The organism is Corynebacterium sp. MSK195 (assembly GCF_030228885.1).
Lineage (GTDB): Bacteria > Actinomycetota > Actinomycetes > Mycobacteriales > Mycobacteriaceae > Corynebacterium.
On record NZ_JASPGT010000017.1, the window covers coordinates 1 to 24,215 of the forward strand.

Sequence of the window (24,215 nt, forward strand, 5' to 3'; positions counted from 1 at the left end):
AGATAGGCCAGACCTGGAAGCACTGTAAGGTGTGAAGGCTACTGGTACTAATTGACCACAACAAACACCAACACACTACGTGTGACTTAACAAAAGAGTAAAGAGAAAAGAATCATTGTCACTGTCGTGACCGCGTCCACTATGCAGTATCTGACACAACACCCACACAAAGTGGGCACTAAGAAGGGTTTGTTCTAATGCTTCGTATGTTTGTCGGTGGTCAATAGCTGCAGGGAAACGCCCGGTCCCATTCCGAACCCGGAAGCTAAGCCTGCACACGCTGATGGTACTGCAACCGGGAGGTTGTGGGAGAGTAAGTCACCGCCGACACCAAACAACAAAAACAACTCAATATTCAAAGGGAAGAGGACGGACAACCACCGTCTCCTTCCCTTTTTTGCGTTTTGCTAGCCTCAACAGCATGAACCAAGCGCAAATTTCTACCGTGGTGGATCAAGTAGAGCAGGGGATGTAGTGTGGGTCTTATGACGCTACGTGGGGTGACAAAGCTCGCGGCGACGTAATGGGTCAAGCCCGTTACCACTCAATCGATCGCATTTCGCCGGATGGGGAGTAAGTGGATAGTACCTAATTCACCTGGACTTTTGGCAAATTATGACACTATACATTCTCTATCGGTCTTAGAGACTAAATCGCTGGGAAAACTCTGAATTCGATGGTTTTAAGAAGGTTGCGAAGAGCGTCGCGGTCGATGGAACATGCACGTATGCTTAGGCGTATTCGCATACTGAGGCAATGCACGCGCTATACTGGCTCAACGTGGGGATCACCCCTGCGCCAGGATCGTTGATTTCAAGAAAGGGAAAGAGATGGGGAACCAACGAAATAGAGCACGAATTTACCTTTTATTCGCTGCGGTTTGTACTCTATTGTTTCTTATGTCGGTAACTATCGTAGGCAACGTCGCACTGAATTGGATTTTCGGCATCGCTGCCTTATCGGGGTATTTCATGAGTGTGCTTCAAATGATGGTCGAAGCTAGGAGTGAATAGCTGTCCGGGTCAGAACTTTGGTAGTGCCTTCTACAATTTGATGCGAAGTGCACTCGAATTGATCATTGGCAATCCGGCCTAGGTTATTGATGCTCTACTAGGCGGTGCGTGTAAAGAGGTAGATCGGACTCGAATTGCCGAGGCTTTCCGCTAATAGGGTCGGTGAATTCGATATGGGTCGCTGTGAGATGCATAGGAATATGCATGTCCTCTGCTTCTTCGGGAAAGATTTTTGGATAGACGGGATCACCCAGGATGGGTACGCCGGCCTGCCACATATGGAGACGCAATTGATGGGTCTTTCCCGTTGTTGGTTTTAGCGTGTACTTGCCCAATCGCGGCAGGTCGCCGTGGATTTTTTCATAAGGGGTGTTGTCTATTCGCTCGACTGAAGCGAGCGTGGTGAATGCGTTAGGGCGACCGTCGCCGATTCGGCCCTGGATTTCGCCGGGGGTTTTGGTGAGGTGGGAGGCCCACTGTAGGGGCGTCGGAAAGCGGCGGTATTCGGCGATCGCCTGATAGGTCTTTTGTACTTTCTTTTCCGCAAAGAGCGTTTGGTAGGCGCCGCGAACATCACGATGTTTGGTGAATAGCAAAATTCCGGAGGTAAGTCTGTCTAGGCGGTGCGCCGGTGCGAGCTCGTCGTTTCCTGTCATTCGTCGGAGCTGGACTGTAGCTGTCTGTACGATGTGGCGTGCGCGTGGCATGGTTGCCATAAACGGCGGCTTATCGGCGACGAGGATATGTTCATCCTCGAAGAGAATGGGGACGTCGTAAGGCACCGGTGTTTCGGGTGCCGGAATGCGGTAGAAAAAGACGTCCTCGTCGTTGCCTAATATTGAGTCCGGCCGAAGCTTGGTCTGATTGCGTAGGACAACCTCGCCAGAGTCGAAGCGCGCCTGGAGCGCCGAGGCGTCGTCGTCGGGGTGTCGATGGCGTTGTGCCGAAATGACTGCACTAAGAAAATCCCAGGCCGTTATGCCTGCCTCGGGAGTGCGCACGCGGGTTGGATTCAGACCGTCTTTAATCGGCAAAGGCGTGAAACCTTTTCGGCGATGTATTAATGTTTTGTCCATGGATTTTAACTCTCTCATTGAACCGGTTGTTGCCTTTTTCTCTGAAGGTATTGGCGCCGTAATTCGCACCGTCCTGGAGTTTGTGTACACCGTTATGTTCCCGTCGAATTCCGAGGCTGCAACCGTCAACCCTCAAGCCTAATCCGTACTACAATTAAGGTATAACCACCGAAAGGACACATCATGGCTAAGGAAGACATTGTAGTCGTTGCCGTTGACGGTTCGGATGCATCGAAGAATGCAGTACGTTGGGCCGCAAATACGGCTATGAAGCGCGAGATTCCACTGCGGATCGCATCTAGCTACACCATGCCACAGTTCCTGTACGCAGAGGGTATGGTTCCGCCAAAGGAGCTTTTCGACGACTTGCAGGCCGAGACCCTCGAGAAGATCGAGGAAGCCCGCGCCATCGCTCATGAAGTAGCTCCAGAGCTGAAGATTGGTCACACTGTGGCCGAGGGCTCCCCGATCGACATGCTTCTAGAAATGTCGCATGATGTCACCATGATCGTCATGGGCTCCCGTGGCATGGGTGGCCTATCCGGAATGGTGATGGGTTCCGTCTCCGCTTCGGTTGTATCTCACGCCTCTTGCCCAGTTGTCGTCGTTCGCGAAGATAATCATGTTACGGACTCCACCAAGTACGGCCCTGTCGTCGTCGGCGTGGATGGTTCCGAGGTTTCGCAGAAGGCCACGGCTTATGCCTTCCGTGAGGCACAGGCCCGCGGTGCTGCTTTGATCGCCGTGCATACTTGGATGGATATGCAGGTACAGGCTTCCTTGGCGGGTCTGTCGGCCGCCCAGTCCGAGTGGGCTGATATTGAAAAGGAACAGAGCGAGCTTCTGACTGAGAATCTGAAGGAGCCGCGTGAGGAATACCCAGAGGTTGAGGTAAAGAAGCTCATTACCCGTGACCGTCCAGTGAGCGCTTTGACCGAGGCTGCAGAAGGCGCGCAGCTACTGGTTGTTGGTTCGCACGGTCGTGGCGGCTTTAAAGGTATGCTCCTGGGCTCGACCTCTCGCGCACTGTTGCAGTCCGCACCGTGCCCGATGATGGTTGTCCGTCCGGATGAGGAAAGCTAAAAGCTACTGTTCATAGAGCGCTTCGCCCACAAGGGCGGAGCGCTCTTGTTGTGTGGGGCCGCCTTAGGTAGTGTGCGCTCGTGTACGCTAAGGTATACCCGCTAATTTAGGAGGATTGCATGAATTTGGGTCTGGGGCTCTTTAGCTCGATTGTTATTGGTATCATTGCCGGCTGGCTGGCTGAGAAGATTATGAAGCGCGACCACGGCCTGCTGACCAACCTTATTGTTGGTGTGCTGGGTGGCATCATCGGTGGCATGATTATCCACTTCCTGAACATTGAGGAAGGTGGATGGATCTTCTCCTTGATTGCCGCTACGGGTGGTGCTTGTATCCTGTTGTGGATCGTGGGGCTCATTAAGAAGTAGCCCGAATTTAATTCGCGTACAAACCGGTTTGTCTATAAAGTATAGATGAACCGGCTTTGTCGTTTTAGAGAGGAACCCATGGCAGAGAAGAAGTCGCGCCGTAATCGGCCCAGCCCGCGCAGCCGGCTGCTGGAATCGGCGACCAAGCTTTTTACCACCGAAGGCATTCGTGTCATCGGAATCGACCGCATCCTGCGCGAGGCGGATGTGGCTAAAGCTTCTTTGTACTCTTTATTTGGTTCCAAAGACGCGCTCGTTATCGCTTATGTAGAAGCTTTGGATGAGAAGTTCCGCCAAGACTGGGAACAGCGCACCGCGGAGATGACGGATCCGGATCAAAAGATCCTGGCGTTTTTTGATAAGGCGATCGAGGAAGAACCCACGCAGGAATTCCGCGGCTCCCACTTCTTGAATGCGGCCGGAGAGTATCCGCGCCCAGAAACCGAGGCGGAACACGGTATCGTGGCTGCCTGCGTTGAACACCGTAATTGGGTGCATTCCACTCTGACGGCCTTGCTAACAGAGCGCAATGGTTACCCATCGTCCTCGCAGGCGAGCCAGCTGTTGATTTTCTTGGATGGCGGCCGTGCGGGGGCTCGGCTTACCAAGGAGATTGGGCCGCTGCAGACGGCCCGCGACCTGGCTACTCAGATGCTTTCTGCTCCCCCTGCTGATTATTCGATTTAAGGTACTTTCGGGCCTCCATACGTAGCTGGCTGACCCGCTTCTTCTCCTCCTTGGAGAGGGCGGGTTCTTTTTCGCGCTTGCGCCAGCGGCGAATGCTTTCGCGGCGCATAGCGTGGACATCCTCAGTAAGCGGGTAGTCGCGGTGCAAAATGATCTCAAAGATAGCGGTTTGGATCAGCATGAAGAGATAGGCGCAGCCCCAGTAAAGGATGATGGCCACTGGGATAGGTCCGGTTTGGGCTAGGTGCCACAGGAAGAAAGGGATTACCAGCAGCAAAAAGCCCATGAGTATGAAGACGCGGCGGTTGACCTTCTGATCAAATTGAGTGGTGCGGAAGCTGCGCACGAGGGAAATGACGGAATTAGCCATGGTAAAGGCGATGGCGGCAATGAGGATGGGATTGATCAGATCACCGTGCTCGCGGGCGAAATCCGTCAGCGGAGCGCCGTAGAAGGTGGTTTCGCGGAAGGCCGAGACGTCGGAGGCATTCAACATGCCCACGGTGGTGGAGCCGCGCTCAATATTGGACATGCGCAGGAGCACTTGATAAAGGCCGATGAAGGCCGGAATCATGATGAGCGGGGGAACACAACCGGCTGCGGGGTTGTAGTTATAGCTCTTCATGAGGTTCTTTTCCTCTTGCATGAGCTCCGCCATCTCCTCGGTGGTGGTGGCGTTATTCATCTGCTTTTTGATGCGGTTATTCTCCGGGCGGATGAGTGCGCCGATGCGGGCGGAGCGTACGGATATCCAGTTCAAGGGAACAACGACGCCGCGCACGGTGATAACCAGCAGGATGATGGAAATCAGCCAGGCCGTAGATTCACCGACGAAGCTGCTGATGAGCCAGTGCCAGAATTTCATGATTCCGGAAACTGGGTACATGAAGACTTCGTACATGCTCAACCTTTCATGGGCAGTATGGTTTAAGGCATGACTAAAGTTCTTGGGGAACTCATGCTAACCATTGGCGTGGTTCTTTTACTCTTTGCATTCTATGAAGCCTATTGGACAAATGTAGAATCCGGTCAACTGCAGGAGGAGGCGAGCGCCCACCTTGACGAGCAATGGCGCAATCCGCGGCAGAAGTTGGAGCCGGAGTTGGGTGAGGCTTTCGCGCAGCTGTACATTCCCACGTTCGGTTCTGACTACCGCTTCGCCATCATTGAGGGCACCAATGAAGATGACCTGCTGCGCGGCCCTGGCCGCTACGTGGATTCCCAGATGCCGGGAGAGATGGGCAACTTTGCGGTTGCGGGCCACCGCGTGGGCAAGGGGGCTCCCTTTAATGACTTGGGCAAGCTAGAGACCTGCGATGACATCGTGGTGGAAACGCAGAAGGAGCGAATTACCTATCGCGTATTGCCCATCGATGGCGAGCAGGCGGATTGTTTCAATGGAATTCCGCCGGAGTATTCCCATGTGGCTGGGCGGCATATTACAACGCCTGGCGACGTCTCGGTGACCAACCCCGTGCCAGAGTCGGACGCCGAACCGAGCCGCGAGATCTTGACCTTGACCACGTGTCACCCGCAGTTTTCCAACGCGGAGCGCATGATTGTGCACGCTATGGAAGTAGAAAAAGAGGAGAAATAATGTATCGCGCTTTGTGGAATCTCTTGCCGGGGCCGACGCCGGTGAAGGTCATCTTGGCCATTGCTATTGCGGTGGGAGTCTTCTTCCTACTTATGGAGGTTGTATTCCCGTGGCTGTCGCCGATGATGCCGTATAACGACGTCGCAGTTTAAAGGCCCAAGTTGGCGATCGCTTCGTGGGCGATCTGCTCTGATTTAACGGTTTGTTGCTGGTTGCTCCACACCAGCACCGCGTGCGTGTCCTTCTGGACGGCATACACGGCATGCTCATTGACCACGCCCCGGCCGCCTTCCCAGCCGTCGAAGGAGGCGGGTTCGGTGGCGTCGATAGGCGCGGCCCAATCCACTGCGGCGCGGGCGTCGTCGACCGTGGGCATATCGCGCACGATGACGGTGGCCTGTGGCTCGTCCTGGTAGGACCAAAAGACGCAGGCCGGGGTGGGAAAGCGCGTGTCGATGCCCTGCTTGGTCAGGCGCTGGCCGTTGGTTTCTTCGAGCCAGCCGGGGCCGATGTAGGGGCAATCGCTCCAGACATTGACTTCCGCGGTTTGGGCGACGTTAACCTCCGGTGCCTCCGAAGCCTCCGGAGTCACCGTGGTGGTGGGTGCAGGGGTGGGTGCGGATGAATCGCAGCCGGCGATCCCAACAGTGGCTAGGGCGAGTAGGGGAAGTAGGCTTTTGCGCATGAGCTCCACAATAGACCGGGATACCGATGCGTTGCGCACCGGCATCCATATCCTGACCGCTGGCCTGCTGGTGGTAGGCATTTTTACTTCCGCGCGGATGCCGCTTTCGCAAGCAATCATCAACCTGCTGCTTTTGGTGGGCTTTGCGGCCGTGTACTTCGCAGGCTCGGTATACGGGGAATATTGGGCCCGGCCTGTGCGCTACCTGTGGCTGTGCATACTCTCGGTGCTGTGGGTGGCGGACCTGTTCGTAGCACCGGCGGCAATCTATTTGGTCTTCGCCATGTTCTTTTTGTACCTCACGGTGCTGGACATGGCGGCGGGCATCGCGTGCGTCATCGTTGCCTCGATCATCACCGTGGTGGTGCAGATTCCGCAGGGTCTGACGTTTGGCGGTGTCATGGGGCCGGCGGTCTCGGCGCTGGTGACGATAGCGATCACCTACGCCTTCCGGTCGCTGTCGCGGATGAATAAAGAGTTGATTGAAACCCGTTCACAGCTGGCAGCCACGGAGCGCGATGCCGGCATGGTGGCCGAACGTCAGCGCATTGCGCACGAGATTCATGACACCCTTGCCCAGGGACTGTCTTCCATTCAAATGCTCCTGCATTCGGCGGACCGTGATCTGGATAAGCAGGACGCGAGCAAAGCGCGAGAGCGCATCGAGCTGGCCCGCAGGACGGCCGCGGATAACTTGCACGAAGCACGGGCAATGATTGCCGCTTTGCAGCCGCCGACGCTCAATGAGGCATCCCTTGAGGCCGCGTTGACCCGTATGGCGGAAAATTTCGGCACTACCGGAGATATCCACGTCGAGGTGGAATCCGAAGGAGAGGTACAGCAGCTGCCCATGAAGATAGAAGCGGCGCTGCTGCGGATTGCGCAGGGCGCTGTGGGGAACGTCGTCAAGCATGCAGAGGCAAGCCGCGCCCGGATCACGGTGACCTATGAGGGCGATGAGGTGCGCCTGGATGTGGTGGATAACGGCAAAGGCTTTGATCCGGCCGCGGTGGAAAGTACCCCGGCTGGACTGGGGCATATTGGGTTGGCCGCAATTAGGCGCCGCGCACAAGAGCTAGGTGGGGAGGTCGTTGTTGAATCCGCGCCGGGGGAGGGCACTGCCGTGTCAGCTAGTATGCCCTTAGGCAACCGGGTAGATTAAACTTTTGGTTGACAATGACATCGATAGGAGGAATGTCGTGATTCGGGTCCTATTGGCAGATGACCACGAAATCGTCCGGCTGGGTCTGCGCTCCGTGCTTGAGGGCGCAGAGGATATCGACGTCGTAGGGGAGGTCGCTACGGCCGAAGCTGCGGTGTCGGCAGCGCAGGCGGGCGGCATCGATGTCATTTTGATGGACCTGCGCTTCGGCGCGGGTGTGGAAGGGACCCGCGTTATGGGCGGCGCGGAGGCAACCGCGCAGATTCGCTCCGCGATGGTCACCCCGCCCAAGGTCCTCGTGGTTACTAACTATGACACTGATGCGGATATTCTCGGCGCTATCGAAGCCGGTGCCGTGGGCTATTTGCTCAAGGATGCACCACCCCAGGAGCTGCTTGCCGCAGTGCGCTCGACTGCGGAGGGTGATTCGGCGCTATCTCCCATCGTGGCCGATAGGCTGATGACTCGCGTGCGTACGCCACGCACCTCGCTCACGCCGCGTGAGCTCGAGGTCTTGCAGCTGGTAGCAGCGGGGGCGTCGAACCGGCAGATTGGCCAGGACCTCATGCTGTCTGAGGCCACGGTAAAGTCCCACCTTGTGCACATTTATGACAAGTTGGGCGTGCGCTCGCGCACCTCTGCTGTGGCGGCAGCGCGCGAGCAAGGCGTGCTTTAATTAGCGGCGTTATGCGCCTCGATAACGTCCTGCGGGATCTTTCCGCGGTGCGCCACTGGCAGGCCTTGGGTGCGGGCCCATTCGCGGATGTGGCTGGGGCTTGCCCGCTGCGCATCGAGCGCGGGGGCTATGCGGGCGGCGTCCACGTAGGGGGCGAGCAGATTATGGAAATGCCGCGCGTTATCCGTGGAGAGATCGATAAGGTAATTTTGACCGTTTACGCTGAAGCGAACGACTTCTAGCTGGTCTTCAGGGATTAGGGTGTGGTCCAAGTCGTCGTAAAATTGGGTCACTTCACGGCGGGACGTATTTCCTCCAATTTTAAAAATTGCACCAAGTACAGAGAGCATAAACGGTGTTAAAGGGGTAGGGCGGTGAGAAGATGATCAGCAACTTTTCTGGCCGAAAATACTTTTCTCGAAAAATCCCGGATCTTTATAGAAAATAATTAAACGCCACCACCGAATAGGAGGCGGTGGCGGCGTGTATCTCTTTTACTGGGCCAGGCGCTGCTGGATTTCCGCAGTAATGGAGTCAATTTCCGAGCTAATGGTCTTGTGAGCGCGGCGGCGCTGCTGCTCGGTCATGAACTCGGCATTATCGATGGCGGAGTCTACTTCTTGCAGACGGTCACGCACATCGCGTTTGAAGCCGGCCGGAACGTCCGTGTTATCGAGGGAGTTGCGGATGCCGGCGGTGCGGGCCTTGAGCGGCGCACCGTAGCCGGAGAAGGAAGCCATCTGATCCGAGCTCACGCCCGCCTTAGCGGCCTTGCGCTTTTCGCCCTCGGTCTTTAGGCCCACGTAACCGCGGTAGAGGAGCGGCAGCAGCAGGGGTGCGGCGGTGCGCAGTGCACCGGCATAGCGCTTGATGTTATCGGAGTTAAAGCGGCCGGCCTTGAGCTTGGCTAGCTCGTTCTTGGCCATCTTCTCCTCGTGCTTGCGGCGCTTCTTGAGGCCCTTTTCCTCCGACTTAATGAGGTGCTTTTCCTGCTTGGCCAGGAGCTTTTGCTGGCGGCGGCGATCCTTAGACTGGGCCTTTACCTCTGCCTTGGCGCGGGTCTTGGCGGCCTTTGCCTGTGCGCGTGCTTCTTGGCGGGCCTTTTTAACTTTCTTCAGAATGCTCATTAAATTTCCCTCACGTTTGATCGAGTCTGGATTCAACTTTACCTTGCCGTTCTATTAAGCTCACCCGGTGTGGAGGATGTGGTTGTTGCTTCGGATCTTGTGGGGTGCCGCTACCGCTTAGTGCAGCGGCGCGCGCACCCCAAGATGCCGCGTACCCATGCCTCGATTGCCCGGGCGGAACGCCACGCGGCCGCAGCGGAGGCCGTCATGCAGATGTTTCCCCGCAAGGGCTCTGGCAGGTTTCGCCGCATAGATCTGGAAGGTGATGAGTGGGAGCGCTCCATGCGCACCCTTGAGGCCTTAGCTTCCGGGTATACGCACATCACCAACGCGGTTTTCGCCACCGAGGAGTGGATGGTGCGAGTAGATTTGCTGCTGCGCGAGGGTGATAAGTACACCCCAATTATCGTGTCTAATCACCGTGTGGCCCGTAAGAATGACACCAAGACGACGCCGGCGGTACCCACCCATCGCTTGGGCCTGAGTGAGCCGCTTGAGGCGCCGTATAAGTTGCGCCATCATGCGGTAGATGGCTACCGCTTAGCGTTTGCCGCCCGTGCTTTGCAGGATCTCGGGCTCGATTCCGGCCGGGGCGGGGCCATCGGGCAGGACCGTACCCGGGCATTTTTTACGGAAACAGCGAAGTTTGATTTGGAACGCGCCTGGAATCAGCCGCTTCCTACCGCGCCGGTGCGGGTTAAGGAGTGCGCGAGCTGCCGCTTTTGGTCCTTGTGCGAGCAGGAGCTGGTGGCAGCGGATGATATCTCGCTCTTCCTATCCGGCGACCGCGCTAAGCCTTACCGCGAGCGCGGGATTACTACCGTGCAGGCGCTTATCGACGCCGACCTGGGCGAACCCTCCCGCCTTGCTGCTGCCTGGCGCGCCGGGGAAGTGTTGCTGCGCCGCGGCGACGTGCACGCTCCGCGCGCAGACGTGGAGGTAGACGTGGACATGGAAGCTTACCTGGACCAGGGCGCGTACCTATGGGGGGCCTGGCACGACGGTAACTACGTCCCGTTCGTTACGTGGGAGCCGTTGGGCGGGCGCGCCGAGGCAGAGAACTTTGCGGCCTTCTGGCGCTGGCTGATGGATGTGCGTGCTAAAGCCCATGCGGAGGGCAAAACATTTGCTGCATATTGCTACTCGTCCCACGGTGAGAACCATTGGATGCGCATGTCCGCGCAGCGTTTCCGCGAGGTGGATGAGCGGGAAGTAGAAGAGTTTATCTCTTCACCGGAGTGGGTGGATATGTTCGCCCACGTTAAACGATCCTTCGCCGGCCCCTTCGGCCTAGGCCTAAAGGTAGTCGCCCCGGAAGCGGGGTTTACCTGGCCAGAAGAAGACTTCGACGGCGAAGAATCCGTGAACGCGCGCCGCGAGGCGCTAGCCGGTGACCTCGTGGCGCGGCAGCGCTTGCTGGACTATAACTCCGGCGACGTCCAGGCCACCCGCGCGGTTCGCGAGTGGATGGATGCCGGCGCGCCGGGTACTACAGCGCTGTAAATATGGCGTAGATGACTGCGAGGATCGCTATGCCCGCATAGACCTGGTTCCATTCTGGCCCGGGCTTAGGATCCGGACCCTCCGCCTTCTTCATCAAGACCTGCTTTTGGGCCTTAACCGCCCGGGCGATGAGCACGGGGTAGACCGCCAGGGACAGGATGCATAAGAGGGAGGCGACCACCTTAAGCAGGGAAATATCGGTGCCGATCCAGATGAGCAGGCCACCGTTGACGAAGGTGGCGCGCAGGAGGCCGAGTTTGTCCAGTTGCTGCAAGCCCGCCCGGACGGCAGCGGGGCCGCCACCCATGGTGCTGGGCAAGAGGTAGCTCATCACGCCGATGAGCAGCTGGCCGGCAAACCCCACCAGCAAGGCAAGGGTGGGCAGCGCCGGCTCGGGCATAAAGAAATGCTGCACCGTGTAGTACACCAAAGACAGCACCAGCCATAGCGAGGCCATGAGCACGGAGACCGAGGCAAAGGTGATGCGATCGCGCGGGTCCTTAGCCACCGTCAGCACATTAGCGAGCCACTGCTGCAAGCTCAGCGCCCAACCGCAGCAGTAGGCGATAAGTCCCAACTCGGGGAAGCCGAGGAAAGCGCCCCCGATGGTGGCAACCACACCGACTGCGAGCAGTGCAAAGGAGGAGTGCATGTGGCGATTAATACCTTGGGTCCGCCAGATGGAGGGGAAAAGGATGGTGAGAGAACCGGCCGCGGCCAAGCCGATGAATCCTCCGATATTGGCAGCTATATGGGCAAGCAGGAGTGTGGGATGTCCGGGATAAACGGCCAGCAGCCCGCCAAAGATGGCACCCACCGGCAGGCACAGGGCGGAAAGTACATAGGCGCCCACTACGGGGCGGAAGCGCTTATCTTTGGCACCGCGCCATTGCTGGAAGAGCGATACCGCATGCCAGAGCATTATCAGTGCAATGAGCGTGGCGCCCACCTGGGTGACAATCCAGTGTTGGGACCAGAACTCCATGAGGATTTGGCCGATTAACACGAGGATGATTCCGGCATTGAGGCCGTAGATGCGGGCTAATTGGGTAGGGCGGGCAGACTCGGGGAGGCGCTGTTGGGTGAATTTCTCCGTGAGGTGCTGGGACCACACGATGATGCTATTGCTTACCAGTCCGAGGGTGAAGAGGTGGATGAGTACCCACCGGTAGTTCGGGACCAAGGTATGCGTTGCACCCACGAGGATGAAAACCATCATCCATAGGGAGACGGGACGGGAGGCCTTGCGGTGCCATGTCCGCGCCGACCACTTATTCTCAGGCATAAAACCGATTTTAGCCGGATTTAATCTTGGTCCAAGTCAGCGCAGTAAGGGCGAGGGCTACGGCGGTGAAGAAAGCAATGAAGAGGGGCCACGATAGGGCGTCGAAAAGCAAGCCGGCACACGCGCCCACCACAGAAGAGCCAAAGTAATAGCAGAACACGTACATCGAGGAGGCCTCCGCGCGGTCGTGGGTGGCGATCTGGCCCACCCACCCGGAGGCGGTGGAGTGTACGGCGAAAAAGCCCACGGTAAAGGCGATCATTCCGAGAAGCGTCAGCGGAAGGTTACCGGCGCAGAACGCGATGCCCACAGTAAAAAGTGCAGCCGAGCCGCACAGGGTTTTCCCGTGGCCGATTCGCGCCACCAGCGCTCCAGCCCGAGCCGAGGACCAGGTGCCAGAAAGGTAGAACAGGAAAGCCAAGCCGGCTAGCGAAGGAGCCAGACCAAAATCATCGATGAGCCGGAAGGTTAAGAAGTTATACATGGAGACAAACGTGCCCATGGACAGGAATGCGGTGAGAAAGAGCAAGGCCAAATCCCGGTTGGCCCAATGGCCCAAGAGCGCCCGGCTTTCGGTCTTGAGATGGATGGATTTAGGCCGGAAATTGCGTTGGGTAGGAAGCAGCAGCCAAGCCGTAATGGCAAAGGCGAGTGAGACCAGCGCCGAGCCGAAGAGCGCCCAGCGCCACGTGGAAATCTCCACCAATCCGGTGGGGATGAGGCGGCCGGTAAGGCCACCGACGGAGGTACCTGCAATGTATAGGCCCATAGCCCGCGGCAGGGCTTTGTCATCGAGTTCTTCAGAAAGCCATGCCATTGCCGTGGCGGGGGCGCCGGACAGCAGCGCACCCTGCAGGCCGCGTACCATGATGAGCTGCCACCCCTCCTGGGCGAGGGGAACAATGAGCCCCACGCCGGTCGCGGAAACGGCCGAAATAAGCAGGATGCGTCCGCGGCCGAAGCGCTCGGAGAGGATCGATGCGGGCACCACGCATAGGGCCAGCGCGCCCGTGGCGGCCGATACGGTCATGGCCGCCTCGGTGGAAGAAAGGCCCATGTTGTCTACCAGCGTGGGAAGAATGGCTTGGGTGGAATACAGGCTGGAGAAAATAGCCAAGCCCACCAGGAGCATGGCTACCGTAGCGCGCCGCGTTCGAGTCATGCTATTTAGCCTGCCCGGCCATGCAGCATGTGTAAAATGTGGAAAATTACGCTAATCGATGCGGAGTATGCATGAATGTGGAGGATGTTCGCGGCTTCCTCGCCGTGGTGGATCATGGTCGCGTGGGTGCTGCGGCCGATGAACTGGGGATCTCCCAATCCGCGCTGACCCGCCGCGTACAGCGCGTAGAAGCTAGTCTTGGCGCCCGCCTTTTCGAGCGCACTGGGCGCACCCTACACGTGAATTCGCGTGGGAGGGCTTTCGCTGCGGCTGGGCGGGAAATGCTCCGCGCCTACCAAGTAGGGCGGGACGATGTTGCCCGCCTCATGGATCCAGAACGCGGCACCGTGCGCCTAGATTTCATGCACTCGCTGGGAACCTGGTTGGTTCCGGACCTGCTCAAGAGCTATCGCGCGCAGCACCCGCACGTGGATATTCGCCTGCATCAAGGCGCGGCGCAGGAGCTGGTGAGCAGGGTGGAAAACGGCGAATCTGACCTTGCCCTCGTGGGCCCGCGGCCTGATGCAGCTCTGGGCTGGCACCAAATTAAGGTACAGCGACTAGGCCTTGCGGTGCCGGAGGGTCACTGGGCAGCGAACCGGCGGGAGGTGGAACTAGCGGAATTCGCTGCAGAACCGTTCATCGGCATGCTCCCAGGCTATGGCACGCGCATGCTTCTCGATGCCCTCGCGGACGACGCTGGCTTTAGCCCCCACCTCGTCTTCGAGTCGATGGAACTTACTACCGTTGCGGGGCTGGTAGCGGCAGGACTCGGGGTGGCACTTTTGCCGCTGGATGACCCTTATCTACAGGTGGGGAGCTTGATTCCCCTCACGCCGCCAGCGTACCGCGAGCTCGGTTTAGTGTGGCGCGCCGGGGACGACGCACCCCCAGTGCAGCAATTCCGGGAGTTTATCCGGGCATAGAAAAGCCGCCCCGAAGGGGCGGCCGAAGTAACTAAAAGGAGTTACTTGGTGGCTGCAGCGAAGCGCTCAGCAACGTCATCCCAGTTGAAGACGTTCCATACGGCCTTAACGTAGTCAGCCTTAACGTTCTTGTACTGCAGGTAGAAAGCGTGCTCCCACATATCCAGCATCAGCAGCGGGGTGAAGTTGATGGAGGTATTACCCTGCTGGTCAGTCAGCTGCTCGATGATGAGGCGGCCAGCAATGTGGTCGTAGCCCAGAACGGCCCAGCCGGAGCCCTGCAGCGAGGTAGCAGCAGCGGAGAAGTGAGCCTTGAACTTCTCAAAGGAGCCGAAGTCGCGGTTGATGGCCTCTGCCAGCTCGCCGGTTGGCTCGCCGCCACCGTTCGGGGACAGGTTCTTCCAGAAGATGGAGTGGTTGGTGTGGCCACCCAGGTTAAATGCCAAGTTCTTGGAGAGGGCGCGGATGCGATCCGGGTTAGCCTCACCGTTGCGCTCTTCCTCGAGTGCCTCGAGTGCAGCGTTAGCGCCAGCAACGTAGGTTGCGTGGTGCTTATCGTGGTGGAGCTCCATGATCTCTGCGGAGATGTGTGGCTCCAGTGCGTCGAATGCGTATGGGAGGTCAGGAAGTTCGTAAACAGCCATTTGTTAAATCCTTTCTTCGGGTACGTGTCCGATGATAGGCACGGTGGAAAGATTTCGCCATGATTAATTCGAATTGTGGAACTAGCGCGAATATTAACTGGCCGCGGAATAGCTTTTCGCAGTACAACGTTGGGAAGAAGGAATAAGGAAGGAGCTATACCTCATGTGGATGTTTAAGCCGGAGCCCAAGCTCGTGACTGCAGACGAGGCTCTGCCGGGTCGATCCGAGCCAATCCTAGCCCCCGCCCCGCACGCCGTTCTAGGAACACCGATTACCGGACCGTGGAAGGACGGGCAGCGGTCCATTCTTATTGCGTTGGGATGTTTCTGGGGCGCGGAGAAGATGTTTTGGGAGACCGAAGGCGTGGAGTCCACCTCGGTGGGCTATGCAGGCGGTACCACTCCGAATCCCACGTATTACGAGGTGTGCCGTGGGTTGACCAACCATGCCGAGGCGGTGGAGGTGGTCTATGACCCGCAGCGCATCAGCCTGCGCGATCTTGTCGTACAGGCATTAGAAGCGCACGATCCCACTCAGGGTTTTCGTCAAGGCAACGATGTAGGAACGCAATACCGCTCTGCTTTCTACCCACGCACGGAGGAAGAGCGCGCAGAAATCCAGGGCATCGTGGATTCCTATGCAGAGAAACTCAAGGAATTCGGATTCGGGGATACCACCACGGAGGTCAAACTCCTCTCCGAAACTGATTCTGGGGAGTACTACCTGGCTGAGGATGAGCATCAGCAGTACCTATATAAGGTTCCTAATGGGTACTGTCCGCACCACAGTACTGGGGTGAAATGCGACTAAGCGTCGCGCCGGATAAAGCGGGCAATTTTCTTGGCCAACTTCGGCGTGAGCGATTGGCGGGATTGGGATCCTAAGACCTCATCCCAATACCAGAGCATTTCCTCGAAATAGTTGTGTCCGTGCCCGCCAGGGACGTTGAGGGAATTGATCTGGTCCAAGCCAATTTGCCACCAGGTAATGAACGGAACCCAATGCAGCTGCCGGAAGGTATCCGCGTGCAGCGCTTCCGGCTGCGGTTCATGAATCCAGGTGGGCCTGCGCACGAGAAGGTTGAGATCCCACCACACGATGGCGTCGGAAGCGTGCTGGGCAATGAGCATGCGGGGGCGGCGCCAGGTATGGGCGTAGTCATTGCCAAAGGCGTCGTGCAGCGTATGGTCAGGGGCCGCCGCGTAGCGCACATGCTTGCCGCCATCGATAACGGGCAGGCGTTCTAGGGAACCAATATCCCGGCGCAGGCGCTGGGTAAAGTGCGTCATGCGCGGAGGCCCAGAAAAGACCGCGCCATTGCACGCGGAAAGTAGGTCTTCCGCATTATGGTAGTTATCCATAATGGCGTAGGCGCCAAGCGATTCACCTGCGAAATAAAGCCGCGGGCGGTTTTCTTTAGGCAGCCTATCTATTTCTTCTTGTACCACCCGAATCAATTCACGGGCCGCTTGCTTCGGTGCATTCTTATCCACGAGGTAGGAAAAAACCGAAGGCAGGTAGGAATATTGCATGGTGACGGTGACGCAATCACCGCCGGTCAAAAACTCATAGGAGCACGCACCCCAGTTATTGATCCATCCCGAGCCGGCAGGCATTTGGATGACGATAGTTTCGCGCCGAAGGGCACCGGTGCGTTCGAGTTCGGCGCGGATCTTTTCCGCGGATTGCTGGAAGGAGCGCCCTGGTATGTATCCGGCGTAGATACGGATGGGTTCCTTTGCATCGGTTCCCGTTACTGTGCGGATATCGCGGGCTCGGGGGCCGTTGGAGACAAAGCGGCGTCCCTGTTGTCCCAATGCCGACCACGGCTCGAGCGACCACGGGCTGCCGGAGCGCTCCGGCTCCCAGGGCATGGAGGTGCCAGGGAAAATCTGCTTATTTATTCGCTGCGCTTGGTGCGATAGCGAGCGTAGCCAGCGTCGAAAGACCACGCGGTCAGAAAGTGCAAACGCCGTGAGGCTCAGTCCTGCGGTAACCACCGGCCAAGCAACGAGTGCAGGCACCCACCGGCCTAGCTGGCGTGACAGTTTAGTGACGGCAAGCTGCGTGGCCTCCCCGATGAGTAGGAGAGTGCCGTAGCCCGCGGTGCCCGCGGCCAAGCCGATGGCCGCCGTGGCGGGACCGCGCACGAGCTGCTTATTGACCAACTCCGCCTGCTTCTTCTGGTTGCGCAGCGAAAGCACGGCATTAAATGCAGTCCCGGCGCCAATAGCAAGGTGCATAATTTGTCGATGTTGTGGTCCGAGGCGGTCCTGCGGGCGCTTGCCAATGCTATTGAGCACGAAGCTTGTTGACGCCGCACCTAGATGCCCAATGCCCTGCCCGATTGCCACGTTGGCAGCGGTCACCCACCACGGGCGGGGAAGTAAGGAGGGCGAAACAGCCGCCCACGTAGCTAATTCCGCACCCAAAATTCCAGCCGACATATTGGGCGGTAAGGTTTGCCGGCTGGTCATACGGACAATGGGCGTGAGATCCGCGGCTACGCCAAGAGCGATTAGTGCAGCGCGGCGGAGTGCGCGTTTCATAATGCCCGATTATCCCAGATTTCGGTGGGATTTTCAGTGTGAGATTTAGCCCGTGCAAAAATCTTCAAAGAGTTGCACAATGGGGTCATGGCAAATCATGTAGGAAACAAAGTAGTTCTCATTGGTGCCGGCGATGTGGGAGTCGCTTACGCCTTCGCTCTCATCAACCAAAGCATCGTTGACCACCTGGCAATCATCGATATCGATGAAAAGAAGCTAGAGGGCAACGTCATGGACCTCAACCACGGTGTTGTCTGGGCCCCCACTCGCACCCGCGTCACCAAGGGCACCTACGCCGATTGCGCAGACGCCGATATGGTCGTCATTTGCGCCGGTGCCGCACAGAAGCCGGGTGAGACCCGCCTGGACCTGGTGGGCAAGAACGTCAAGATCATGAACAGCATCGTCTCCGATGTCATGGCGAATGACTTTGATGGCATCTTCTTGGTTGCCTCCAACCCAGTGGACATCCTGACCTACGCCGTGTGGAAGGCTTCCGGCCTAGACCACAAGCGTGTCATCGGCTCCGGCACTGTGCTGGACTCCGCTCGTTTCCGCTACATGCTGGGCGAGCTGGAAAATGTTGCACCGAAGTCCGTTCACGCCTACATCGTGGGCGAGCACGGCGATTCCGAGCTGCCAGCCATCTCCACCGCGAATATCGCAGGTGTCCCGATGTCCAAGAAGCTGGATACGGATCCGGAGTATGCAGAGCGCATCGAGAAGATCTTCGAAGACACCCGCGATGCCGCCTACTCCATCATTGACGCTAAGGGCTCCACTTCCTTCGGTATCGGCATGGGCCTGGCCCGTATCACCGCCGCCGTCATCCAGAACCAGGACGTGGCGCTGCCAGTATCTGCTTACCTGCAGGGTGAGTATGGTGTAGAGGATCTCTACATCGGTACCGCTGCCATCATCAACCGCTCCGGCATCGTGCGCGCGATTGAGCTGCAGCTCAATGAGCACGAAAAGGAGCGTTTCGATGCTTCTGCCAAGACCCTGAATGACATCAAGGAAGAGTTCTTCGGCTAGTGAAGATTGTCGCTCATAGGGGATACTCCGGAAAATATCCGGAGCTATCCCCTCTAGCTTTTGAAAAAGCCCTAGATTTGCCAATTCACGGCGTCGAGTGCGATGTGCGCTTGACGCGCGATGGAAAAGTAGTGGTCCAGCACGATCCCACGTTGGACCGCACCGCGGGGCGCCCCGGCCGCATTTCCAAGATGGACTGGGAAGAATTGCGCGGCGTTGACATCGGTTCGGGCCAGCGCATGATGCTTCTCGACGAACTCTTGGAACTGCTCGAGGGCAAACCGCACCACCTTTATATCGAGACTAAGCACCCCTCCGGGCAGGGCGACATCCTGGAGGAGCAAACGGTGCTGCGCCTGCGTTATGCGGGGCTTTTCGATGACCCCCGGATCCACGTCATTTCCTTTTCCCACCACGCCATCCGCCGCATGCAGAATTTGGCGCCGCACATGGACCGGATTTATCTTCGCCGCGATTGGGAGCGCCACGTCAACCGCCCCGATGTCATGCTGTCCAGGCCCACCGCGCTTGGCGTATCGTTGCTGCGCGCGAAGCTGCGTCCGGCGATTATCGGCGCGCAGGGATTGCCTACCTACCTGTGGACCGTAGACAAGCCGGAGGATATGAAGTGGGCGTGGGCTAACGGGGTAGATATGCTCGCCACCAATCAACCCGAAGTGGCCCTACATGCCATTGAGCTCTAGTAAGCAGGTATCTTGGAGGCATGGCCAAGAAGAAAAAGAACAAGGAACAGCTGCCTGAGGGCATGTCCCGCCGCCAGGCAAAGCTCGCTGCCCGCGCCAAGGAGCGCGCCGCCCTGGAAAAGGATCCCCGCCCCTACGGCGGACTTGCTGCGGAGGCCTCCCTGGTCGCCATGCAGGAGTTCGTCCCCTCCGCTTTTGCCAAGCTTGACGTTAAAGGCTGCGATAAGAACGTGTATGTAGCCACCGTCCTGCCGGGTGCTTCTGCTGCGCTTATTCGGGACACCGAATTTGGCGGCGATGCCTTCGTGGGCCTGCAGGTGCAGTCCCATACCCACAACCCGGGTCGCGACCTCGCCTTTGCCCTTAACTGGGTGAAGAATAATGAGCCGGGCGCCACCCTGGAATCCACCGCGGCCGACGGTTCGGAGCCGAAGCTGGAGGAGCTTATCGATTCCTCTGCTACCCTCGACGTGCAGGTTCACCAGGACTTCGAATGGTGGATTCCGGAGGGAGCACAGGTCACCCCGCAGATTGCACAGTCGCTTCGCGTCGCTAATGATTCCGTCATTGAGTCCTACCAGGTGGGCGAGAACATTACCGGTGCGGCCTTTTGGGCAAATGCCGGCGGCGGCAAGGCCCACATCCGTTGGGTCCGCCCGAATGACGATGAATCCGCATTCCTGAACGCACTGGCGCGCGTCGCCGCCCGCGGTGAGCTGAACTTGGGCGAGGGCACCAAGTTCGCCGGTGTCTTCCGCACCCACGGTCTTATTGCTCCGGTCTTCGACTTGGATCCAGAGGTTGACCACGCTTCCTATGAGGACCACCTCACCCGCGTGGACAAGGCCTTGGAGGAAGAAATTTCTAATGATGCCCAGCTGAGCGCCGATGAGCGCAAGCAGCTAGAAAACATCAAGTCCCGCCAGGTGACCTTGCGCTAAAGACATAAAAAGTGGCCCCTCCTGTTGGACTGGTTTAATTCCAGGCGGTTAGGGGATTAAGGGCCTGATTCCGATAGTGCATCGGGGTCAGGCCCTTGAGTCATTGTTGGATGCGTGCGGTGTTGTACCACTGGATGTAGTCTTCGATAGCGTGGGTGAATCCCTCGACGTTGCTAGAGGCTTCTCCGTGGTGCATCTCGGTTTTAAGTGGCCGAAGAAGTTCTCCATTGCTGCATTGTCGTAACAGTTGGCTGAAGCGTCCTTGGCTTAGCTCCCTTTTTTCGACCCTGTGTTGATGGGCTGAATTAGTACCTGGTTTCTACTTTTTGTGGGGTGGCGCAGTCGAATGCTCCAAGAAGCTGCTTGGTGTTCCACCAATGCGCCCTCCGCAAGGTGGCCAGTTCGGCTTTTGCGAGCGACGTCTACGGGTCTTGGGCGTGAATGAGTTCCGCTTTGTAGAGACCGTTGGCTGTTTCGACTAGAGCATGGTCATAAGTATCGCCGGCTGTTTCTATGTTTGGCCGGATTCCGGAATTAGCTAAGGCGCGGAATACTTCAATGACACCTACTGACTGCCCCGATCGCTGTGGTACACCAGCTGGTCTCCGTAGATTTGTTCTGCAGTTGTTAGCGCATGTTCCAAGGCCTTTATGAGCAGCGCATCGGTACGCATCGTCAGAACTATCACGTACTGGGGCGCTGCCACGGTGCCCATCCCGCTATGTGTGATGAGATACTCCAAAGGGCTAACCGACCTCCGTGTAGGCGCGGTGTAATGAGCCAGACTCCAGGCGAACCATGTCGGTGATCTGATTGACCGCTTTCTCTTTAAGCTCGGCGGAATACTTCCTAGGCATAGCAGTGCCCAATCCTTTCTTAGCTGAGGTAGGAACTAAACCCAGGATGCTTTAAACTGGAAGGCGCAGTCCCTTATGGGGTTGCCCGCAAACCGTGGACACGTTGTTAAGCTGCTTAGGGGTTAAGCAGCGGCTTTCTTATTATCATTTTGATCAGCGAGCTGAGCTTCGAAAATCGACCGGGCTTACCATCCCGATGGACGAGTGGCGACGGCGCCGGTTGTAGACAATCTCAATCCAGCGAGCCACCGCCTTTCTAGCTTCGTTGCGGGTTCGCCATTTCTTCCGATCGTAAAATCCGGTCTTCAATGTCGACCAGAACGACTCGGCCATCGCATTGTCAAAGCAGACACCAGTACGGCCGACCGATTGTGCAATCCCTAGTTCTTGACAGACCTGCCACAGCTGTTCGCTGGTGAACTGGCTACCACGATCGGCGTGGAAGACCACCCCGTGGGGTACCTCACCACGCAGGGTGTAAGCCATGCGCAGTGCACGTTCAACCAGGTGAGAATCCTGCACACTATCCATGGACCAGCCTAGGACTCGGCGGGAGTGTCCATCGCGGATAACGCACAAGTACAACCAGCCTTCAGCAGTGCGCAGGTAGGTAATATCTGACATCCACACTCGGTTGAGCTCACCAGTATCAAACATGCGCTTGACCAGGTCAGGAAGCGTGGACTTACGCTTGGCTTGAATCGTCGTTACAGGAACAAATGCCCTGGGTGAAATGCCCTCAATACCCATCATCCGCATGCGTTTGGCCACAGTTTTTGCGATTCACATAGAACCCATCCTCGGCGAGTTCTGCAGTAATCCGTGGGGCACCGTAGACTTCGTCAGAATCTTCCCAGATGTCATGAATTTTCCTGTCTAACTGGTCGAGGAATCTCTGACGCTGATTTTCACCACGAAGCCGCACTGCTTGAGCCTTTTGCCATTTATAGTAGCCAGAACGGGAAACCTCTAATAACCTGCTCATTCTTTTTATGCTGTAGTTCGCCTTGCTCTGGCTGTATTAGCTCAAATTTTTCCGATCGCGTTGCTTCGCAGCGAAGAAGGCGGTGGCTTTTGACAAGAACTCTTTATCCATCTTGGCCTCAGCTAGCTCACGACGCAGGCGAGCGTTTTCGGCTCGTATATCGGCATCACTGCGGCCATCTACCGAGCCTTGGCGTTCCCGCTCGAGTTTGACCCACCTGCCTAAAATTGTGGCTGATACGCCAATTTCCTTAGCCACATGAGCGATTGGGCGCTCAGACTCGATGACCAGTCTGGCGGCCTCCTGCCGGTACTCCGGGGTGTACTTCTTCCTTGACGAACTCACAATGAACATCCTCTCCTACGGACACAAGATCCGTACTAATAGGGTGTCCACTAAACGAGGGTAACCTCACAGAGACACCGCTGAGTGTTTTTCGCCATGAGCTTGAGCAAGCTGATTGCGTTTATGTTGCGAGTGGTGAAACATTCCGCTTGCTTCATGCGCTGAAATCTACCGGGGCAGATCAGCTTCTTGCTGACGCCGTGCGTAATGGAAAGTTGTATGCGGGAAGCTCTGCTGGGGCGATTATTGCTGGACCTTCAATCGAGCCAGCAACGGTGATGGATGATCCTTCAACCGCTCCGAGAGTGTCTGATGGTTTGTGTGTGGGTTCCCAACCCGCACAAGGAGATGGACCAGAATGACTACTGTGACAAGACGAGATCCGGCTGATAAGGCCAAGATTGATGCGATTGAAAAGAAGCTGCTTGCTAACCCTGAAATCGCGAAGCTGATTGATGACCTAGGCACGTCGACAACGGATGCCAATGACCTGGTTCGGGGCATGTTGCAAGCCTCGATTACTAGGGGTTTGAATGCTGAAATGGATGCCCACCTTGGCTACGAGTCCGGCGACAGGAGCGGCAAAGCTGCAGCTGGGACAGACAATCACCGCAACGGCACCTACTCGAAGACCGTGGATTCTAACTACGGGCCGGTCACCGTGGATATCCCCAGAGACAGGACTGGGACGTTTATCCCAACTATGGTCCCTAAAGGCTCGAGACGTTTAACTGATGTCGATGACATGATTGTCAGCTTGTACGCAGGTGGGATGACCATTAGGGATATCCAGCACCACATGGCAACGGCGATGCGGGTTGATATCTCCCATGAGACGATTTCAGCGGTTACTGACGCCGTCTTGGATGAGGTCATGGTGTGGCAAAACCGCCAGCTAGATGAGTTCTACCCGGTCATTTTCCTGGACGCGCTGCGCATTAAAGTCCGCGATGGCGGCCGAGTTGTTAACAAGTCTGCGTACATGGCAATCGGTGTGGACCTCGACGGTATTAAGCATATTTTGGGATTGTGGATTGCCAAGGAAGAAGGTGCTTCCTTCTGGGCGCAGGTATGCGCCAACCTGTCCAACCGTGGGGTTAAAGACGTCTTTATTGTCTGCTGTGACGGGTTGAAAGGCCTACCCGAGGCAGTGGAGGCAACTTGGCCGAACTCTATGGTACAAACCTGCATCGTGCACCTGATACGTGCCGCGAACCGGTGGGTGGCCTACGGGGATCGCCGGGCTGTATCCGCCGCGTTGAAGAAGGTCTACACCGCCACAGACGAGTCCACAGCTAGGGCTGCTTTAGCCGAATTCGAGGCTTCCGAGCTGGGTGAGAAGTATCCCCGCTCAGTCAGAGTCTGGCGGGATGCGTGGGCGCGGTTTGTCCCGTTTCTGCAGTTCCCACCAGCAGCCAGGAAGGTCATCTATACGACGAATTCCATTGAGTCGTTTAACAATGAGCTGCGTAAAGCTACTCGCAACGGGGTGCAATTCACCAATGATGAATCAGCGATAAAGACGCTGTGGTTGATGATCTGCAACATTGAAGACAAACGCGCTGCAAAGAGAGCAAAGCAGGGAAAGCGAGTCTCAAGAACAGCCGGCAGACTCATGGAAGGAGCTCGAGTTTCCGGCTGGAAGCAAGCCATCAACCAGATGGCCGTGGCCTACCCCGACCGCTTCGACAAGTACCTATAACCCCCAGCCCCACACACAAACAACTTGACGCTGATAATGGGAATACAGGATCGGAACCACGTGGAATGACCCACTTCTTGACTGGCCATGATCTCCTCATGT

At 57.3% G+C, this 24,215-nt stretch carries 25 protein-coding genes, 1 rRNA gene and 3 pseudogenes; 17 read left to right on the forward strand and 12 right to left on the reverse strand.

Going from position 1 to position 24,215, the window contains the following annotated elements; genetic code table 11:
- Nucleotides 1-212: 212 nt before the first annotated feature.
- Nucleotides 213-330, forward strand: a 5S ribosomal RNA gene (rrf, locus tag QP909_RS11105).
- Between the two features lie 766 nt (nt 331-1,096).
- Here rrf and QP909_RS11110 read toward each other — a convergent pair.
- Nucleotides 1,097-2,107: a pseudouridine synthase gene (locus tag QP909_RS11110; protein WP_502868662.1), complete on the reverse strand. Its 1,011-nt coding sequence runs from the start codon at nt 2,105-2,107 to the stop codon at nt 1,097-1,099.
- On the opposite strand from QP909_RS11110, the gene QP909_RS11115 reads away from it, so the two are divergent.
- The 4 genes from QP909_RS11115 (at nt 2,088) to QP909_RS11130 (ending at nt 4,227) form a co-directional block, all read left to right on the forward strand.
- Nucleotides 2,088-2,231, forward strand: coding sequence for a hypothetical protein (locus tag QP909_RS11115; protein ID WP_005325337.1), 144 nt, complete (start codon nt 2,088-2,090; stop codon nt 2,229-2,231). The genes QP909_RS11110 and QP909_RS11115 overlap by 20 nt on opposite strands.
- Before the next feature lie 41 nt (nt 2,232-2,272).
- Nucleotides 2,273-3,172 (forward strand): universal stress protein, encoded by a 900-nt coding sequence (locus QP909_RS11120; RefSeq protein WP_005325338.1) that lies wholly within the window; start codon nt 2,273-2,275, stop codon nt 3,170-3,172.
- Nucleotides 3,173-3,291: 119 nt separating this feature from the next.
- A complete protein-coding gene (locus tag QP909_RS11125) occupies nt 3,292-3,540 on the forward strand; it encodes a GlsB/YeaQ/YmgE family stress response membrane protein (protein ID WP_005325340.1) in 249 nt (82 codons plus the stop codon).
- 78 nt (nt 3,541-3,618) lie between these two features.
- On the forward strand, nt 3,619-4,227 hold the full coding sequence (locus QP909_RS11130; protein ID WP_005327015.1) for a TetR/AcrR family transcriptional regulator: 609 nt from the start codon (nt 3,619-3,621) through the stop codon (nt 4,225-4,227).
- Here the strand turns inward: QP909_RS11130 and yidC are convergent.
- On the reverse strand, nt 4,184-5,128 hold the full coding sequence (gene yidC / locus QP909_RS11135) for a membrane protein insertase YidC (RefSeq protein ID WP_005325343.1): 945 nt from the start codon (nt 5,126-5,128) through the stop codon (nt 4,184-4,186). The two genes, QP909_RS11130 and yidC, sit on opposite strands and share 44 nt — an antisense overlap.
- Nucleotides 5,129-5,161: 33 nt before the next feature.
- On the opposite strand from yidC, the gene QP909_RS11140 reads away from it, so the two are divergent.
- Entirely contained in the window at nt 5,162-5,824 is a 663-nt protein-coding gene (locus QP909_RS11140; RefSeq protein WP_239278640.1) for a class E sortase, read from the forward strand.
- A complete protein-coding gene (locus QP909_RS11145) occupies nt 5,824-5,976 on the forward strand; it encodes a hypothetical protein (protein ID WP_049377502.1) in 153 nt (50 codons plus the stop codon). The genes QP909_RS11140 and QP909_RS11145 overlap by 1 nt, the downstream gene beginning before the upstream one ends.
- Here QP909_RS11145 and QP909_RS11150 read toward each other — a convergent pair.
- Nucleotides 5,973-6,509: a DUF2020 domain-containing protein gene (locus QP909_RS11150; RefSeq protein WP_284767264.1), complete on the reverse strand. Its 537-nt coding sequence runs from the start codon at nt 6,507-6,509 to the stop codon at nt 5,973-5,975. The two genes, QP909_RS11145 and QP909_RS11150, sit on opposite strands and share 4 nt — an antisense overlap.
- Between QP909_RS11150 and QP909_RS11155 the strand changes: the two genes are divergently transcribed.
- Together QP909_RS11155 and QP909_RS11160 are read left to right on the forward strand one after the other, a co-directional pair.
- On the forward strand, nt 6,508-7,671 hold the full coding sequence (locus tag QP909_RS11155; protein WP_284767265.1) for a sensor histidine kinase: 1,164 nt from the start codon (nt 6,508-6,510) through the stop codon (nt 7,669-7,671). The two genes, QP909_RS11150 and QP909_RS11155, sit on opposite strands and share 2 nt — an antisense overlap.
- Nucleotides 7,672-7,708: 37 nt before the next feature.
- On the forward strand, nt 7,709-8,347 hold the full coding sequence (locus tag QP909_RS11160; RefSeq protein WP_284767266.1) for a LuxR C-terminal-related transcriptional regulator: 639 nt from the start codon (nt 7,709-7,711) through the stop codon (nt 8,345-8,347).
- Here QP909_RS11160 and QP909_RS11165 read toward each other — a convergent pair.
- Together QP909_RS11165 and QP909_RS11170 are read right to left on the reverse strand one after the other, a co-directional pair.
- Nucleotides 8,344-8,640: a histone-like nucleoid-structuring protein Lsr2 gene (locus tag QP909_RS11165; RefSeq protein ID WP_350309227.1), complete on the reverse strand. Its 297-nt coding sequence runs from the start codon at nt 8,638-8,640 to the stop codon at nt 8,344-8,346. The two genes, QP909_RS11160 and QP909_RS11165, sit on opposite strands and share 4 nt — an antisense overlap.
- 201 nt (nt 8,641-8,841) lie before the next feature.
- Entirely contained in the window at nt 8,842-9,474 is a 633-nt protein-coding gene (locus tag QP909_RS11170; protein ID WP_284767268.1) for a DUF6474 family protein, read from the reverse strand.
- Nucleotides 9,475-9,543: 69 nt separating this feature from the next.
- On the opposite strand from QP909_RS11170, the gene QP909_RS11175 reads away from it, so the two are divergent.
- Nucleotides 9,544-10,977, forward strand: a complete 1,434-nt coding sequence (locus tag QP909_RS11175) for a TM0106 family RecB-like putative nuclease (RefSeq protein ID WP_284767269.1) — start codon at nt 9,544-9,546, stop codon at nt 10,975-10,977.
- Here QP909_RS11175 and QP909_RS11180 read toward each other — a convergent pair.
- Entirely contained in the window at nt 10,964-12,262 is a 1,299-nt protein-coding gene (locus QP909_RS11180; RefSeq protein ID WP_284767270.1) for a copper oxidase, read from the reverse strand. The genes QP909_RS11175 and QP909_RS11180 overlap by 14 nt on opposite strands.
- A gap of 10 nt (nt 12,263-12,272) precedes the next feature.
- Nucleotides 12,273-13,424 (reverse strand): MFS transporter, encoded by a 1,152-nt coding sequence (locus QP909_RS11185; RefSeq protein ID WP_284767271.1) that lies wholly within the window; start codon nt 13,422-13,424, stop codon nt 12,273-12,275.
- Nucleotides 13,425-13,495: 71 nt separating this feature from the next.
- Between QP909_RS11185 and QP909_RS11190 the strand changes: the two genes are divergently transcribed.
- The gene (locus QP909_RS11190; protein ID WP_239278631.1) at nt 13,496-14,350 is read left to right on the forward strand and encodes a LysR family transcriptional regulator; all 855 of its coding nucleotides are present in this window, start codon (nt 13,496-13,498) and stop codon (nt 14,348-14,350) included.
- 41 nt (nt 14,351-14,391) lie between these two features.
- On the opposite strand, the gene QP909_RS11195 is transcribed toward QP909_RS11190, so the two are convergent.
- Entirely contained in the window at nt 14,392-14,994 is a 603-nt protein-coding gene (locus QP909_RS11195) for a superoxide dismutase (protein ID WP_005325362.1), read from the reverse strand.
- Nucleotides 14,995-15,157: 163 nt separating this feature from the next.
- On the opposite strand from QP909_RS11195, the gene msrA reads away from it, so the two are divergent.
- Nucleotides 15,158-15,805: a peptide-methionine (S)-S-oxide reductase MsrA gene (gene msrA / locus QP909_RS11200; RefSeq protein ID WP_179387157.1), complete on the forward strand. Its 648-nt coding sequence runs from the start codon at nt 15,158-15,160 to the stop codon at nt 15,803-15,805.
- Here the strand turns inward: msrA and QP909_RS11205 are convergent.
- Nucleotides 15,802-17,544: an alpha/beta-hydrolase family protein gene (locus tag QP909_RS11205; RefSeq protein WP_239278629.1), complete on the reverse strand. Its 1,743-nt coding sequence runs from the start codon at nt 17,542-17,544 to the stop codon at nt 15,802-15,804. The genes msrA and QP909_RS11205 overlap by 4 nt on opposite strands.
- Nucleotides 17,545-17,631: 87 nt before the next feature.
- On the opposite strand from QP909_RS11205, the gene QP909_RS11210 reads away from it, so the two are divergent.
- Genes QP909_RS11210 through QP909_RS11220 form a run of 3 tightly spaced genes read left to right on the forward strand, consistent with a single transcriptional unit; the run spans nt 17,632 to nt 20,224 of the window.
- Nucleotides 17,632-18,579: an L-lactate dehydrogenase gene (locus QP909_RS11210; protein ID WP_284767274.1), complete on the forward strand. Its 948-nt coding sequence runs from the start codon at nt 17,632-17,634 to the stop codon at nt 18,577-18,579.
- A complete protein-coding gene (locus QP909_RS11215) occupies nt 18,579-19,283 on the forward strand; it encodes a glycerophosphodiester phosphodiesterase family protein (RefSeq protein WP_250410521.1) in 705 nt (234 codons plus the stop codon). Before QP909_RS11210 ends, QP909_RS11215 begins: the two co-directional genes overlap by 1 nt.
- A 20-nt stretch (nt 19,284-19,303) precedes the next feature.
- Nucleotides 19,304-20,224, forward strand: a complete 921-nt coding sequence (locus QP909_RS11220) for a DUF5926 family protein (RefSeq protein WP_284767275.1) — start codon at nt 19,304-19,306, stop codon at nt 20,222-20,224.
- 100 nt (nt 20,225-20,324) lie between these two features.
- On the opposite strand, the pseudogene QP909_RS11225 reads toward QP909_RS11220, so the two are convergent.
- From QP909_RS11225 to QP909_RS11235, 3 pseudogenes are all read right to left on the reverse strand, one after another.
- A pseudogene (locus QP909_RS11225) lies at nt 20,325-20,473 on the reverse strand (IS3 family transposase); the annotation flags it as partial.
- A gap of 18 nt (nt 20,474-20,491) precedes the next feature.
- Nucleotides 20,492-20,993 (reverse strand): annotated as a pseudogene (locus QP909_RS11230) (transposase domain-containing protein); the annotation flags it as partial.
- Between the two features lie 241 nt (nt 20,994-21,234).
- A pseudogene (locus QP909_RS11235) lies at nt 21,235-22,420 on the reverse strand (IS3 family transposase).
- Between the two features lie 29 nt (nt 22,421-22,449).
- Here QP909_RS11235 and QP909_RS11240 point away from each other — a divergent pair.
- Together QP909_RS11240 and QP909_RS11245 are read left to right on the forward strand one after the other, a co-directional pair.
- The gene (locus tag QP909_RS11240) at nt 22,450-22,773 is read left to right on the forward strand and encodes a Type 1 glutamine amidotransferase-like domain-containing protein (RefSeq protein WP_179387605.1); all 324 of its coding nucleotides are present in this window, start codon (nt 22,450-22,452) and stop codon (nt 22,771-22,773) included.
- The gene (locus tag QP909_RS11245; RefSeq protein WP_179387161.1) at nt 22,770-24,113 is read left to right on the forward strand and encodes an IS256 family transposase; all 1,344 of its coding nucleotides are present in this window, start codon (nt 22,770-22,772) and stop codon (nt 24,111-24,113) included. The genes QP909_RS11240 and QP909_RS11245 overlap by 4 nt, the downstream gene beginning before the upstream one ends.
- Nucleotides 24,114-24,215: the final 102 nt, after the last annotated feature.

What these genes read in the sequence shown, in the direction of transcription:
- QP909_RS11125 (WP_005325340.1), top strand. Translation starts at nt 3,292, where the DNA reads ATGAATTTGGGTCTGGGGCTCTTTAGCTCGATTGTTATTGGTATCATT.
- QP909_RS11150 (WP_284767264.1), bottom strand. Translation starts at nt 6,509, where the DNA reads ATGCGCAAAAGCCTACTTCCCCTACTCGCCCTAGCCACTGTTGGGATC.
- QP909_RS11205 (WP_239278629.1), bottom strand. Translation starts at nt 17,544, where the DNA reads ATGAAACGCGCACTCCGCCGCGCTGCACTAATCGCTCTTGGCGTAGCC.
- QP909_RS11195 (WP_005325362.1), bottom strand. Translation starts at nt 14,994, where the DNA reads ATGGCTGTTTACGAACTTCCTGACCTCCCATACGCATTCGACGCACTG.
- QP909_RS11145 (WP_049377502.1), top strand. Translation starts at nt 5,824, where the DNA reads ATGTATCGCGCTTTGTGGAATCTCTTGCCGGGGCCGACGCCGGTGAAG.
- QP909_RS11210 (WP_284767274.1), top strand. Translation starts at nt 17,632, where the DNA reads ATGGCAAATCATGTAGGAAACAAAGTAGTTCTCATTGGTGCCGGCGAT.
- QP909_RS11245 (WP_179387161.1), top strand. Translation starts at nt 22,770, where the DNA reads ATGACTACTGTGACAAGACGAGATCCGGCTGATAAGGCCAAGATTGAT.
- QP909_RS11220 (WP_284767275.1), top strand. Translation starts at nt 19,304, where the DNA reads ATGGCCAAGAAGAAAAAGAACAAGGAACAGCTGCCTGAGGGCATGTCC.
- QP909_RS11190 (WP_239278631.1), top strand. Translation starts at nt 13,496, where the DNA reads ATGAATGTGGAGGATGTTCGCGGCTTCCTCGCCGTGGTGGATCATGGT.
- msrA (WP_179387157.1), top strand. Translation starts at nt 15,158, where the DNA reads ATGTGGATGTTTAAGCCGGAGCCCAAGCTCGTGACTGCAGACGAGGCT.
- QP909_RS11185 (WP_284767271.1), bottom strand. Translation starts at nt 13,424, where the DNA reads ATGACTCGAACGCGGCGCGCTACGGTAGCCATGCTCCTGGTGGGCTTG.
- QP909_RS11110 (WP_502868662.1), bottom strand. Translation starts at nt 2,107, where the DNA reads ATGAGAGAGTTAAAATCCATGGACAAAACATTAATACATCGCCGAAAA.
- QP909_RS11140 (WP_239278640.1), top strand. Translation starts at nt 5,162, where the DNA reads ATGACTAAAGTTCTTGGGGAACTCATGCTAACCATTGGCGTGGTTCTT.
- yidC (WP_005325343.1), bottom strand. Translation starts at nt 5,128, where the DNA reads ATGTACGAAGTCTTCATGTACCCAGTTTCCGGAATCATGAAATTCTGG.
- QP909_RS11130 (WP_005327015.1), top strand. Translation starts at nt 3,619, where the DNA reads ATGGCAGAGAAGAAGTCGCGCCGTAATCGGCCCAGCCCGCGCAGCCGG.
- QP909_RS11120 (WP_005325338.1), top strand. Translation starts at nt 2,273, where the DNA reads ATGGCTAAGGAAGACATTGTAGTCGTTGCCGTTGACGGTTCGGATGCA.
- QP909_RS11115 (WP_005325337.1), top strand. Translation starts at nt 2,088, where the DNA reads ATGGATTTTAACTCTCTCATTGAACCGGTTGTTGCCTTTTTCTCTGAA.
- QP909_RS11170 (WP_284767268.1), bottom strand. Translation starts at nt 9,474, where the DNA reads ATGAGCATTCTGAAGAAAGTTAAAAAGGCCCGCCAAGAAGCACGCGCA.
- QP909_RS11180 (WP_284767270.1), bottom strand. Translation starts at nt 12,262, where the DNA reads ATGCCTGAGAATAAGTGGTCGGCGCGGACATGGCACCGCAAGGCCTCC.
- QP909_RS11155 (WP_284767265.1), top strand. Translation starts at nt 6,508, where the DNA reads ATGAGCTCCACAATAGACCGGGATACCGATGCGTTGCGCACCGGCATC.